Genomic DNA, 14585 nt, shown 5'->3' with positions numbered 1-14585 from the left:
TCTTATATTTTTTGGGAATACAAAATAAATTTATTATATTTTGTAGAATAATTCATTGACTTATGACTGATTTTAGGATATAATGTCATATGTAAACGAAATAACAGCCCAAATAATATGGGAGTAGATAGGTGCTGGTGTGCCTACCGGTCTTCAAAACCGAGTTGTCGTGCTAAGACCATGATGGGTGGGTTCGATTCCCACATATTCCCGCCAGTTAAATGTTTTGAAATAATATAGTATTTATTTCAAAACATTTTTATTTTATAAAAATAATTATATTTTATAGAAGAATAAGTTTATTAGTTTAAACATAAATAGAGTATTATTTAAATGAAAAAATGCTTAATTAAAAATATAAAGTTCACTTCTTATTTGTAATAAATATAATTAATCTTATCTAACAAAAAAATTCCATTTTTAAAATTAAACTAGTATAATTGATTTTTAAATTTATAGGGAGTGTATATAGAATAAGTATATATTTCCTAAAAGTGTTAAATTAAAGAGTAGGTAAATATATACGATTATAAAAAAGTAATCCAATAAAACATATTTTATATTTGGAGGTAAAATGCTTTGGTTAATTGGTATAACTTAACGTGGACAGAAGTTGTTAAAAAATTAAGTAGTGATGACCTTTCAGGATTAATAAAAGAGCAAATTGATATACATAGAGAAAAATATGGAAGCAATATAATTAATATAAATAAACCTAAAGCTTTTATTAGGTTAGTTCTAGGTCAAATTAGTCATATTTGGGTTATGATTTTAATTTTAAGTTCTTTATTATTTTGGTTTAATGGAGATAAAATATATTCTTTAATAATTTTGTTTTTGAATATATGTAATATTTCTATAGCTTCATATATGGACAATAAGGAACAAAAGAATATAAAAATACTTGAAAATCTTAGTGAGACTAAGTGTGTAGTTTTAAGATCTGGAACAATACATAATATAAGTTCTGATGATTTAGTAGTTGGTGATATTATAAAGTTAAAACCAGGAGATATAATACCTGCAGACATAAGACTTATAGAAAGTGAAAGACTTAGAGTTAATGAATCAGTAGTTACAGGAGAAGAACTAACTGTAGATAAATATTCTACTAAGATTGAAGACAAAGATATATCACCTTCTGAAATGAAAAATATAGTTTTCAAATCATCTACGGTGATTTCTGGGTATGGTATGGGAATTGTTGTTGCTACAGGTTCTAAAACAGAAGTTTATAATATAATAAATAAATTTTCAGAAGACAAATCTAAAAAGAATGAATTTAAGAAAAAATTAGAGAAAATGTATAATTTTCTAATTATATTTTGTACAAGTATTACTATAGTTTTATCTTATATTATGTATTTAGAATATAATAATATAAGTCTTGTTTTAGATAAAATAAGTAGAATTTTATTAGCTTATATACCTATAAGTTTAATGATTTTAATTTTTTCAATTTTAAGTATATTTACTAAATTAGTTAGTAAAAAGGGCATACTATTTAAAGACATTTCTTCTATATATAAATTTTGTAAAACATCAATATGTATAGTGGATAAAATAGGAATTATATCACAACCTAAAATGATAGTTAATAAGATATATACTAATGGTAAATTTATACCTTTAAACGAAGAAACTTTAAAAATAGATAGAGAATTTAGAAGTGATTTAAATGTTATAAGACTTACAGAAGTAGGTACTTTATGTAATGATAGTGATTTTAAAATAGATAAAATTACAAATGTAAAAAATGATTTTATGGAAATAGGATTAGCTAGATTTGCATTAAGAAATAATATTAATAAAAATCAACTTGAAGATACATATAGTAGATTGTTTAAAATACCCTATGATGATGATAAGAGGATAATGACTACAATAAATAGAATTGATAATAATTATAGAGCTAATGTAAAAGGCGATTTAGAATCTATAATAAGTAGATGTACTCATATTATGAAAAATGGTATAGAAGTAGAAATTACAGAAGAAGATAGGGATAAATTAAAAACTGCTCATATTGAAATGTCAAAAAAAAGCTTGTGTGTTACAGCTTTAGCTTATAGAAGTTTTAAATATGAACCTAGCACTCAGGAAAATATAGAAAGTAATCTGGTTTTTATAGGAATTGTAGGTTTTCTTAATCCTTTGATGGATGATTTAGATGATGGTATAAGTATGTCAAGATATTTATGTGTTTCTCCAATAATGATTACTGAAGATGATAAACTTACAGCTTATTATGTAGGAAAAAAAATAGGTATACTTCAAAGGATGAATCAAGTTATATCCGGTGTAGAAATAGACAATACAAAAGAAGAAGAATTAGAAAAAATTGTAGATAGAATAAAAGTCTTTTCAAGGATAAACTATAAACATAAAGTTAAAATAGCAGAGCTTTATAAGAAAAAAGGATATACTATTGCTATGGAAGGTTCTAAAGTAACAGATTTACCATCTTTAGAAGTTTCAGACATAGGAATTACAAATGAAAATTGCGGTATTTTAAAGAAATTTTCAAGTGTTATTTTAAAAAATAGTAGCTTAAAAAAACTCTTTGTAAGTTTAATACATTCTAAAAAAATATTGAAATCAATGATAAATATTATTCTTTATGGATTAATATCTGTATCTTCAATATTTATGTTTACAGCTATGACACAAGTATTTAATACAGGTACAGTTACTTATGATGAGTTGTTTTTTATAAAAATTGTTACTGTAGTTTTAGCCTCTATTGCTATGATTTTAGATTATGAAGTTCAAGATTATAATATAGTAAATAATTATAGTTTAATTAAGTTAATTTCTAATAATAAAATAAAAATAATTTTAACAACATTATTTATTAGTGGAATTTCATATTATCTAACTTTAGCTTATTCTAATGAAAATATAGCTACAGTATCTTCAATATTTATTTTTAATTTCTTTATTACTACTTTACCTTTAGGCTTTAATAGAACATTATTTTTTAAAAACAAAATTTCAAATATATTGATTTGTTTAAATATTATAATCTCAACTATATTTATTTATATATATAATAGTAATGTGCTATTAAGTATTTTTAGTATTAAATATTTTAAGATTATAGGAGTGATATCCACTATATGGATTTTAATTCTTATTTTTTATAATAATGAAGATAAATCATATTCTTTATAGTAATTGTAATGTTGCTATAAAAATATATTTAATCCACAAATGTCATTGATTAAACCTTTCCTACAGTGGGTAAAATATTGATATGGAGGTGGAAGCTTTATGGTTAATAATGTATTTGGAACTATTATTAAAGGAAGTAATATTGTTTTTTTAGATATTCCTTATGAAGATTATTTTTCTAAATACCATGAATTAGATAAAGATAGTGCTAGTAATTTGACTACTGATTATTTTACTAATAAAGGTAAAGATATTATACCAGACATAGTTGATATAGAATATGATGATTATGAGAATAAAGTAAAAATTACAGCTAAAATTAATAAATCCTTTGAAAATGAAGGTAGTAATATTAATTACCCTCATATTTTAAACAGGTGATTTTATGAATAAACCTTTAGTTTATTATTGTATTTCTCTTTGTTTAGGATGTGTTTCCGCCTTAATTATTATGAATAATAGATTGCTAGGTGCAGCATTTACTGCATCTTTTTTCATATTCTTTTTTATAACTATGGATAGAAAATTTATGATTTTTACCTTGATTTTTTTTGTCTTTGGAATCTTTGGATATTTTAATTATTTCAATGTAAGAGTCTCTAATAAATGTGAAGTAAGAATAACAGAGAAAGACAAGTATTACTATAAAGGAGAATGGGAAGGTAGAAATATAAACATTACAGGCAAATTAAAGGGAGTAAAAGAAGGAGATAGAATATATACCCATTGTGAGTTTAAAAAACGCCCAGTGTACGGTATGGGGATAATAGGAGATCTTAAGGTAGATACATATAAATTAAAAAATAAAGATTTAATAAGTAGATTTACAGAAATAAAAGAAAAAGTATATAAAAAATTTAAATCAGAACTAGGAGAAGAAAAGTCAGCTATAGTTATGGCACTATGTTTTGGAGAAACAAAATATATAAATAATAACCAAAAGGATATGATGAAAAAATTCGGCATAATACATGTTTTTAGTGTGTCTGGATTACATGTAGGGATAGTCTATGGTATATTACAAAAGATATTAGGAAGCTTTTTAGCATTACCTATGTGTTTTATTTATATAATGTTCACTGGTATAAAACCATCCTGTTTAAGAGCCTTTGTTATGATTATAGTATTAAAATTATCTAAGATATGTTTTAAAGAATATGACAGTGTATCTGCTTTAAGTTTAGCTGCCATTATAATACTTTTAATTAAACCATACTATATATTAAATGCAGGATTTATACTATCTTTTTTATCAACTTTAGGTATAATTTTGTATTATAAGAAAATACAAAGAGTTTTTTATAAAATACCTAAAATTTTAAATGAATCATTAAGTTTAACCTTAAGTTCTCAAGTTTATTCTTTTCCATATATATGTTTTAGTATTAAAAAATTTGGATTAGGATTTATTTTAGGAAATTTAATTTTAGTACCTATATATGGAATTATAGTTCTTATTGGAAACTTATCTCTAGTTTTAATTAAAATATCTTTTGTTTTTAGTATTTTATCAAAGTTTATATATTTTATTTTAACAATAGTAGAAGGAATAAATCTTATATTAGATAATATACTTCCAGAAATAATAGAAGTATCCTATTTTGAAGGTATATCTTTTATTTTGGTATATATAAGTTATAAATTATATAAAGGAGGGTATAAAAAGATAAAGTATTTTCCCATGTATGTGTTTATCATATTTTTTGTGATTAATTATAATGTTTTTCCTAAAATAAATTTGTATAAAGATAAAGGGGTAAGCTGTATATCTGTAAAATACAAAGGTAAGTGTACAATGATATGTAATTATGATTTAGAGTTAGGGAAAGAAGTTCTAAAATTAAAGGAGATAAATAAACCAACAAAAGTAATAACTAATCCTTCTTTTGAAAAAACTATAAATTTAAATAAAGATTTTAAAATAAAAGTATTTAATAAAAATAAATATAATGTTAATAGTGTTTTATATTATAAAAATTATAGAATTCCTATAAGCTATGAAAAATATTTTAAGAGACCTTTGAAATCAAAAAAGACTAGTAATATAGATGATAAAACATATTTTCAATCTAAATATGTTCTTATTTTAGGTAAATTTTATAATTCTAATTTTTAAATAGAAAGTTTATTATAAGTTATATATTGTGATATTATAGTATATATCTTATAATGTTTTAGGTTTTATAAAAGAGGTGGAAAACTTGATAGATATACTAGATTTTAAAAGTAGTATAAAGAAAAAAGAGATTAATAATTCATATATATTTGTAGGGCAAGATGAGTATACTATGAAAGAAAATATTAAAATTATTATGAACAAATGTTTAGATAAAGAATTTAAAGATTTAAATTACATTAAGTTTGATGGTGGAGATTTAGAAGAATTTGATCCAGTTTACAATGCTTGTGAAACAATGCCTTTTATGAGTGAAAAGAAAATAGTTTTAGTTTATAGAGCTAATTTTTTAAGTGATAATAAATCAGACAGTAAAACAACAAAATTATATAACTCTATAAATAAATATATAGATAAATTACCAAGTCATTGTGTTTTTATAATGTATTTAGTTATGAATAATAAAAGAGATAAAATTGGAAGCAAAATAAAAAAATTGGATAAAAAATGTACAGTAGTTAAAGTAGATAATATAAAAGGTGCAAAACTAGAACAGAAAATTCAAAAGATGTTTAGTAGTAGAGGGAGAAATATAGAAAGAGTACCTTTAAAAAGTTTTGTACATAATATGAAAGATAATAATTTAAATATTATAGAAAATGAAGTAGAAAAAATTTGTTCATATACATTAGAAAAAGATATAGAAAAAAAGCATATAAATATAATGTATGATAATTCTGTGAATGATGATGATATATTTGATCTTATAAATCTTATATCTGAAAAAAAAGCTAAAGATGCTGTAGGTCTTTTAAATCAACTAACATTTAAAGGTCAAAAGATTACACATATACTTGCTATGATGGAAAAACAATTTAGAAATTTGTATTTAGTTAAGGTAGGAGTGGAAAGCAGGAAAACTAAAGAGCAATTAGCTCATGAATTAAGGATACACCCCTATGGTTGTAGTATATTAATTAGACAGAGTAAAAAGTTTACATTAAGACAAATAGAAAGAGCCATGAATTTATGCCTAGAGGCAGATAGAAAAATAAAAACCACTACTGCAAATCCAAATACAGAAGTGGAGATTTTAATAATTAATTCTACATATTCATAAAATAAATAAACCCGTCTAAACGGGTTATTTATTTTAAGCATTTAATGCATTTAATTTTGCAGCTAATCTAGATTTTGTTCTAGCAGCTTTGTTTTTGTGAAGAAGTCCTTTTGAAACAGACATATCTAAAGCTCTAGCAGCTGTTTTAAAAGAAGCTTTAGCGTCTTCTAAATTTTTACTGTTAACATCTGCTAAATAATTTTTAATAGTAGTCTTTAATGCTGATTTAAGCATTTTGTTTCTAAGAGTTTTCTTTTCTATAACTTTTATTCTTTTCTTAGCTGATTTAATGTTTGCCATGTTTTCACCCCCTTGCAATTTTATAGGGTTAAGCAGCTTTGGGGAAACCTGCATATGTATTACATATTTTTCAACAAATGATATTATAACATTAATCCAGGGCTACTTCAAGTCTATTTTTTATTTCAATATAAAGAATAATCAAAAGAAATAGGGAAAAACTAAATTAAAAGAAAGAAAGGGTGAAGTAGATGTTTAATATAAGAACAGATTTAGCAATAGAGGCAAAAGAAATTTATGAGAATAAAAGTAAAAATACTATACCTGGAGTAGAAGTTTATAAATATAAAGAAAATGATGTTAAAGTAACTGAAGTAAAAATAGTTAATTGTGATGGAGAAGAGGCTATGAAAAAGCCTAAAGGAACATATTTAACTTTAGATATACCAGAATTTACCCCTTATGATTTAAATACTATGGATGAAGTAAGCGAAGTTTTAGGTAAAACTATAAGTTCAGTAATAAATTTAGATAAAAGTATGACAGCTTTAATAGTAGGACTTGGGAATTGGAATGTTACTCCAGATGCACTAGGACCAAAAGTTGTATCAAAAGTTATGGTAACAAGACATTTAAAAGAGTTAGTTCCAGATCAAATAGATGAAAATATTAGGCCTGTAGGAGCAGTATCACCAGGAGTGCTTGGAATTACAGGAATAGAAACTGGAGAAATAATTAAAGGTATTGTAGAAAAAGTAAAACCTAATTTAGTTATATGCGTAGATGCTTTATCATCAAGAAAAACAGATAGAGTAAATAAAACTATACAAATAGGAACTTCAGGGATATCACCAGGGTCTGGTATAGGAAATAAAAGAATGGAACTTAGTGAAAAGACTCTAGGAATACCGGTAATAGCTGTTGGAGTACCAACTGTTGTAGACGCAGCTACTTTGGCTAACGATACTATAGATATGGTTATAGATGATATGATAGATAAATCTCAAAAAGGCGGAAAATTTTATACTATGTTAAAATCTTTAGATGATGAAGATAAATTAAAGATGATACAGGAAGTTATTGACCCAAGACTTGGGAATATAATAGTTACTCCTAAAGAAGTAGATATGGTTATAGATTCTATATCTAAAGTTATTGCTAATGGAATAAACTTAGCACTTCAACCAGCTTTAAAACTTAATGAAATAGAAAGATACTTAAATTAATAATATTTATTTTACATTTTAAAATTAGTAATAAATTATAACTCCCTCTCATATAATGTGATATGTACTACGTAAGGGGGGAGTTAAAATGGATTACAGAAAGATAAAAAAATCTAATAACTTTAATAAGTTTTATAAAATTCTTATACTAACAATAATAGTTTTTTTTGTAGCTATTTTACCTTGTATTGTAAGAGCTAAAGGTAAAATTGATTTTGGAAAGAGAAATATGTTTTATGTACAAGTTCTAAACTATGCTATGCCTAGTGTTAAATCAGTATCTTTTAATGAGGAAGATATGGCAGAGAATAAATTTAGTTTAAAAGATGTAGTATTTCAAACCTTTGGTATAAGTACAAATAAACCTATGAGTTTTGTAAAAAAAGAAATACCATTTTTAAGTTTAGGTTCTGATGAAAAGCAAGAAAGTAAAATGGCATTTACCCCTTTTAAACTAAAAGATAATGAAGTATCTAAATTTAGTAAAGATGAAAAAAAACAAAGTAAAGATGATTTGAATTTACAAAATAAAGTTGTTAATCTCCATGATCCAAAATTAAAGAAAAAATTAGGTAAAACTCCAGAGGTTTTTATATATCATACCCATACTACAGAAAGTTATAAACCAGGAGAGCCAAGTAATTTTGATACATCTAAAAATGTTTGTGCAGTAGGTGATACTTTAGCTAGTGAACTTATAAATAATTATGGAATAAATACACTTCATGATAAGACAGTTCATGATGCTCAAGCATATACTCAAAGTTATGCAAGATCTTCTGTTACTGTAGATAAATACATGAAAAAATATAAAGAATTTAAATTAGTAATAGACTTACATAGAGATTCAGTATCAAATAAAAAAGCAGTAACAGCTAAATTAAATGGAGAAAATGCAGCAAAATTTATGCTGGTTATGGCTAGAAAAAATCCTCATTTTAATACTAATATGAAAATAGCTAATGGAATTGTAAATACATCTAACAGACTTTTCCCAGGATTATGTAAGGGGATATACTATTATAATTATGGAACAAGATATTTTAATCAAAATAAGAGTAATAACGCAGTTTTAGTAGAAGTAGGGGCAGATTGTAATACTACTGAAGAAGCTAAAAATACTGCTAAGTATTTAGCAAGAATAATTGGAGAATGTTTAAATAAATAGATACACTGAATAAAATTTTAAAAAAGAGTACATCCTTATAATAAGATTTCAAAAGGGGGTGTACTTTTTTTATGGAAGTAATAAATAAAAAGAAAAAACATAAATTAAAATGGAATAAATATAAAACCGTAATATTAATATGTTTTATAATATTCATTTTTGGATTTGTTACTGTAAGTAATAGTTTACCTAAATTTGTTAAAGATAAGGCTAATTTTTCTATATATTTTTCTAGAAAACCTTTTGATTTTAAAATTAAAGGTAAAAACTATACTTTTTATATAAATTATAAAGTTTTAAATAATATAAAAAGTTTTAATATGAATATAGGAAAAAAAATTAATAGTTTTTTTAGTCATGGTAAAGATTTTTTTATTACAATATCTAAAAAAGCTAGTGAAGAGATTATAAATATTAAAGAATATTTTTCTGGTATCTTTGATATGAGCTATAGTAAAATAAATTATCATACTTATTAGTTTATTTATTGAAATGTACATTAACAATGTGAAATCATATAATATGTGTCTTTAAGTTGACACTAAGCTATTGTTTTATGATATAATTTACATTGATTATTTTACCTAAGTATATTTTAGTTATATAAGTTATTTTACATTTTGGGGGTAAAGATTAATGCAAACTGAAAGACAAAAACATATAAGAAATTTTTCTATAGTAGCACATATAGATCATGGTAAATCTACCTTAGCAGATAGATTAATAGAAAAAACAGGAACATTAACTAAAAGAGAAATGGAATCTCAAGTTTTAGATAATATGGAGCTTGAAAAAGAAAGAGGAATTACAATAAAATCTCAAGCAGTTAGACTTGTTTATAAAAGTAAAAGTGGTGAAGAGTACATATTTAACTTAATTGATACTCCAGGTCATGTAGACTTTAACTACGAGGTATCAAGAAGTTTGGCAGCTTGTGAAGCGGCTATTCTTGTTGTAGATGCAACTCAAGGAATACAAGCACAAACTCTTGCTAACTGTTATTTAGCATTAGATAACGATTTAGAGATAATTCCTGTTATAAATAAAATAGATTTACCTAGTGCAAGACCTGATGAAGTAAAAGCAGAAATAGAAGATGTAATAGGAATAGAAGCAGAAGACGCACCACTCGTTTCAGCAAAAACAGGACTAAATATAGAAGATGTTTTAGAAGCAATTGTTGAAAAAGTACCGTCACCAGAAGATGATGAAAAAGCTCCTTTAAGAGCTCTAATTTTTGACTCTTATTATGATAGTTATAAAGGTGTTGTTTGTCATGTAAGAGTAAAAGAAGGTACTGTTAAAGTTGGTACACAAATACAGCTTATGAATTCAAAAAAAGTTTATGAAGTAACAGAAGTAGGAGCTTTTGTCCCAAATTATTTACCTGTAAAAGAATTAAGTGCAGGAGATGTAGGATATATAACAGCTTCAATAAAAAATGTAAGAGATGCAAGAGTTGGTGATACTATAACTGAATCTAAAAGACCAGCTGAAATTCCTTTAGAAGGGTATAGACCGGCAGTTCCTATGGTGTTTAGTGGAATATATCCTGTAGATGGAGCAAAATACCAGGAATTAAAAGATGCATTAGAAAAATTACAAGTTAATGATGCTGCACTATCTTTTGAACCAGAAACATCTATAGCCTTAGGTTTTGGGTTTAGATGCGGATTTTTAGGATTATTACATATGGATATTATACAGGAAAGATTAGAAAGAGAATTTAATCTTGAAATTATAACTACAGCTCCATCTGTTATATATAAAATAACAAAAACTGATGGAGAATTAATAGAACTTACTAATCCTACTAATATGCCTAGTCCATCTGAAATAAAATACATGGAAGAGCCTATAGTTAAAGCTTCTATAATAGCTCCTTCAGATTATGTAGGAGCAGTAATGGAACTTGCTCAAAGCAGAAGAGGTGTATTTAAAGATATGCAGTATTTAGATACTACTAGAGTATCTTTAAACTATGAGATACCTTTAAATGAAATAATATATGATTTCTTTGATGCGTTAAAATCAAGAACAAGAGGATATGCATCTTTTGATTATGAATTACACGGATACAAAGAAGCGGATTTAGTAAAATTAGATATATTATTAAATGGAGAAATGGTAGATGCTTTATCTATGATAGTTCCTAGGGAAAGAGCAGCAGGCCGTGGTAGAAGTATGGCTCAAAAATTAAAAGAGTTAATTCCAAGACAGCTATTTGAAATACCAATTCAAGCAGCTATAGGTTCAAAAGTAATAGCTAGAGAAACTGTAAAAGCTATGAGAAAAGATGTCCTTGCAAAATGCTACGGTGGAGATATATCTAGAAAAAGAAAACTTCTAGAAAAACAAAAAGAAGGTAAAAAGAGAATGAGACAGGTAGGATCTGTTGAAGTTCCACAAGAAGCATTTATGGCAGTTTTAAAAACTGATGAATAATAGAATTTCGAAATTTTAGGAGGGGAAATTTTGATTGAAACAAAAATAAATGGTAATAGCATATCTTTATATATACATATACCATTTTGTAAACAAAAGTGTTTGTATTGCGATTTTATATCTTACTCTAATAAAGAAAGTCTTAAAAAAGAGTATATAAAAGCCCTTTCTAAAGAAATATCTATAGTTACTAAAAATAGAATAATTAATACTATATTTATAGGTGGGGGTACACCCACCTATTTATCTTTAGAAGAGCTTAAGATACTAAAAAGATCTATAGATGAAATACATAAAGATATAAATTTAGAATTTACAGTAGAAGGTAATCCTGGTACATTTACCTTAGAAAAACTAAAACTTTTAAAATCTATGGGAGTAAATAGATTAAGTATAGGACTACAAAGTTTTGATGATGCATTATTAAAAAAATTAGGAAGAATACATAATGCTAAAGAATTTATAGATAGCTTTAAAAAAGCTAGATTAGTAGGTTTTAATAATATAAATATAGATTTAATGTTTGGACTTCCAGGTCAAAGTTTTGAAGTTTGGAAAGATACCTTAAATAAAGTTCTTACATTAAAACCAGAACATCTATCTTGCTATAGTCTTATAGTAGAAGAAAATACACCTTTTTATAATATGTATAATGATGGAGTTTTGAATTTACCTGGGGAAGATAGAGAAAGAGAAATGTATGAATATTGTATAAATTTTTTAGCGAAAAATGGATATAATCAGTATGAAATTTCAAATTTTGCCAAGTATAATAAAGAGTGTAGACATAATTTAGTATATTGGAATATGAAAGAATATTTAGGATGTGGAGTAGGAGCACATTCATATATAAAAGGTTATAGATATAAGAATACTTCCTTAGTAGAAGAGTACATAAATTATATGAAAGATAACAGCTTAATAAAAATAAGAGAAGAATCACACAAAAATACTTTAGAAGAAGAAATAGAAGAATTTATTTTTATGGGACTTAGAAAAATAAAAGGAATTTCTATAAAAGAATTTACAAAAAGGTTTAAAATAGATATTTTTAATCTATATGGGAATATTATAAATAAGTATGTAAAACTAGGATTTTTAATATTAAAAAAGGATACATTGAAGCTATCTAAAGAAGGGATAAATGTATCTAATACTATACTTAGTGATTTTGTTTTAAAATAAGAGAAAATAAAAGGAAAACTTAGAAAAAATAAGATTTTTACTATATAATATAGAAATTTATAATATATGCAGTATTTAATATAAATAATATAAAATTATTAAGTTGACAAATGATTTGTACAATGGTAGATTTTAATTATAGTAATTAGCACTCATTAAAAGCGAGTGCTAATAAAAGAGGTGGCATTATGATATGGATGAAAGAAAAATCAGAATACTTCAAGCTATAATAAATGATTATATAAATAGCGGAGAGCCTATAGGCTCTAGAACTATTGCTAAAAAATATGATTTAGGAGTTAGCTCTGCTACTATAAGAAATGAAATGGCAGATCTTGAAGATATGGGGTATTTAGAACAAATACACAGTTCATCTGGTAGAATACCATCTGATAAAGGTTATAGATTATATGTAGATAAACTTATGAGGTTATCTGATCTGCCTTTAGAAGAACAAATATTAATAAAAGAAAACTTATTAGACTCTGCTTTATATGAAGTTGATAAGATTATAAGACAGTCTACAGCTTTAGTATCTAAGCTTACTGATTTAGCCTGTTTAGTAAAATTACCTTCAATAATAAAGAGTAGTTTAAAATCTCTACAAGTTATAAAGATTGATGGCAATAATTTGTTGTTAGTTGTTATTACTGATAATGGAATAATAAAAAATAGCATAGTTAGAGTGAAAAATAATTTAGATTCAAAGTCTATAGTTAAATTAAATAACATGTTAAATGATAAGTTAAAAGGATTTAATTTAGAAAAGTTAGATTTTAAATATATAGATGAACTTCAAGATGAATTAACAGAATTTCAAGACATATTTGTCCCTGTTATTTATAAACTATATGAGATGCTTACAGATATTAATGGGTCTGAAATATATATGGAAGGAGCTTCTAATATATTTAAATACCCTGAATATAATGATATTCATAAGGCTAAAGAGTTTTTATCAATGCTTAATGATAAACACAAAGTAGAAGATCTTTTAGAATCTAGTTCTAGAATTTCCATAAGAATAGGAAATGAGAATTTTATAGATGATGCTAAAACTTGCAGTGTTATTTCAGCAGTTTATAGCATGGGAGATAAGCCTATAGGTACTATAGGAGTTATAGGACCAACTAGGATACCTTATAGTAAAATAATATCCGTTATAAATACTATAGTTAAAGAAATGAATGATATTTTAATAAAATAAGCTTGTAATGGAGGGATATAATTGTCAAATAAGTGTACTGACGAAAAAAAGAGCGTAAAAGAAAATAAAGAAAATTTAGTAGAAGAAGTTGAAAATGAAGATATTGAAACTTGTGATTGTAAGGATAAGTCTTGTGACTTAAAAGATGAATCTGAAGTGGAAACTAAGGATGAAATTAAAAATAACAGTGAAGAAGAATGTGAAAGCGATAAAGAAAATAGAGAAAAGGAATTTGAAGATATGTTAAGTATGTCTAAGAAGAAAAATGAAAAGCTAGAAAAAGAATTAGGGGATGTAAAAGAAAAACTTCTAAGAACTTTAGCTGAATATGATAATTATAGAAAAAGAACTGCTAAAGAAAAAGAAGATATCTATACAAATGCATGTGAAGATGTATTAAAAGAAATGCTTCCAGTGTTAGATAATTTAGAAAGAGCTTATAAAGTTGAAGGAAGCATTGAAGATATAAAAAAAGGTATTGAAATGACAGTAAAACAATTTAATACTTCTTTAGAAAAATTAGGAGTAGAAGAAATAAAATCAGATGAGAAATTTGATCCTAATTATCATAATGCTGTTATGCATATAGATGATGAAAACTATGGTGAAAAAGAAATTGCTGAAGTTTTCCAAAAGGGATATAAAAAAGGAGAAAAGGTTATAAGATATAGTATGGTTAAAGTTGCAAATTAATTTTGGAATTC

At 25.1% G+C, this 14585-nt stretch carries 12 protein-coding genes and 1 tRNA gene; 12 read left to right on the top strand and 1 reads right to left on the bottom strand.

Features of this window, described 5'->3' with window-relative positions:
- Window positions 1-119 precede the first annotated feature (119 nt).
- The 5 genes from ABDZ71_RS18365 (at window position 120) to holA (ending at window position 6410) form a co-directional block, all read left to right on the top strand.
- A tRNA-Sec gene (locus ABDZ71_RS18365) sits at window positions 120-216 on the top strand.
- 363 nt (window positions 217-579) lie between these two features.
- Window positions 580-3174 carry a P-type ATPase actuator domain-containing protein gene (locus ABDZ71_RS18360; RefSeq protein ID WP_343764114.1) on the top strand — a complete coding sequence of 865 codons (2595 nt, stop codon included), beginning with the start codon at window positions 580-582 and terminating at the stop codon, window positions 3172-3174.
- 99 nt (window positions 3175-3273) lie between these two features.
- Window positions 3274-3555, top strand: a complete 282-nt coding sequence (locus ABDZ71_RS18355; protein ID WP_343764112.1) for a hypothetical protein — start codon at window positions 3274-3276, stop codon at window positions 3553-3555.
- Window positions 3556-3559: 4 nt separating this feature from the next.
- Complete coding sequence (locus ABDZ71_RS18350) at window positions 3560-5290, top strand: ComEC/Rec2 family competence protein (protein ID WP_343764110.1); 1731 nt, start codon at window positions 3560-3562, stop codon at window positions 5288-5290.
- An 85-nt stretch (window positions 5291-5375) separates the two neighbouring features.
- Window positions 5376-6410: a DNA polymerase III subunit delta gene (gene holA, locus ABDZ71_RS18345; RefSeq protein ID WP_343764109.1), complete on the top strand. Its 1035-nt coding sequence runs from the start codon at window positions 5376-5378 to the stop codon at window positions 6408-6410.
- A gap of 33 nt (window positions 6411-6443) precedes the next feature.
- Here the strand turns inward: holA and rpsT are convergent, their stop codons facing one another.
- On the bottom strand, window positions 6444-6710 hold the full coding sequence (rpsT, locus tag ABDZ71_RS18340; RefSeq protein ID WP_343764107.1) for a 30S ribosomal protein S20: 267 nt from the start codon (window positions 6708-6710) through the stop codon (window positions 6444-6446).
- 191 nt (window positions 6711-6901) lie between these two features.
- Here rpsT and gpr point away from each other — a divergent pair, with 191 nt between their 5' ends.
- From gpr to grpE, 7 genes are all read left to right on the top strand, one after another.
- Window positions 6902-7876: a GPR endopeptidase gene (gpr, locus tag ABDZ71_RS18335; RefSeq protein WP_343764105.1), complete on the top strand. Its 975-nt coding sequence runs from the start codon at window positions 6902-6904 to the stop codon at window positions 7874-7876.
- Between the two features lie 88 nt (window positions 7877-7964).
- Window positions 7965-9044 (top strand): stage II sporulation protein P, encoded by a 1080-nt coding sequence (locus ABDZ71_RS18330; protein ID WP_343764103.1) that lies wholly within the window; start codon window positions 7965-7967, stop codon window positions 9042-9044.
- 71 nt (window positions 9045-9115) lie between these two features.
- Window positions 9116-9523, top strand: coding sequence for a hypothetical protein (locus ABDZ71_RS18325; protein WP_343764101.1), 408 nt, complete (start codon window positions 9116-9118; stop codon window positions 9521-9523).
- A 157-nt stretch (window positions 9524-9680) separates the two neighbouring features.
- Window positions 9681-11489, top strand: coding sequence for a translation elongation factor 4 (gene lepA / locus ABDZ71_RS18320; RefSeq protein WP_343764099.1), 1809 nt, complete (start codon window positions 9681-9683; stop codon window positions 11487-11489).
- Between the two features lie 33 nt (window positions 11490-11522).
- Window positions 11523-12674, top strand: a complete 1152-nt coding sequence (hemW, locus tag ABDZ71_RS18315; RefSeq protein WP_343764575.1) for a radical SAM family heme chaperone HemW — start codon at window positions 11523-11525, stop codon at window positions 12672-12674.
- A gap of 193 nt (window positions 12675-12867) precedes the next feature.
- Window positions 12868-13881, top strand: a complete 1014-nt coding sequence (hrcA, locus tag ABDZ71_RS18310; RefSeq protein WP_343764097.1) for a heat-inducible transcriptional repressor HrcA — start codon at window positions 12868-12870, stop codon at window positions 13879-13881.
- Window positions 13882-13902: 21 nt separating this feature from the next.
- On the top strand, window positions 13903-14574 hold the full coding sequence (gene grpE, locus ABDZ71_RS18305; RefSeq protein ID WP_343764094.1) for a nucleotide exchange factor GrpE: 672 nt from the start codon (window positions 13903-13905) through the stop codon (window positions 14572-14574).
- Window positions 14575-14585: the final 11 nt, after the last annotated feature.

Origin of the sequence: Clostridium oceanicum (assembly GCF_039521385.1) — a bacterium.
GTDB classification, from domain to species: domain Bacteria; phylum Bacillota; class Clostridia; order Clostridiales; family Clostridiaceae; genus Clostridium_F; species Clostridium_F oceanicum.
The sequence above is the reverse complement of the archived record's forward strand: the minus strand, read 5'-3'. Positions and strand labels throughout refer to the sequence as shown.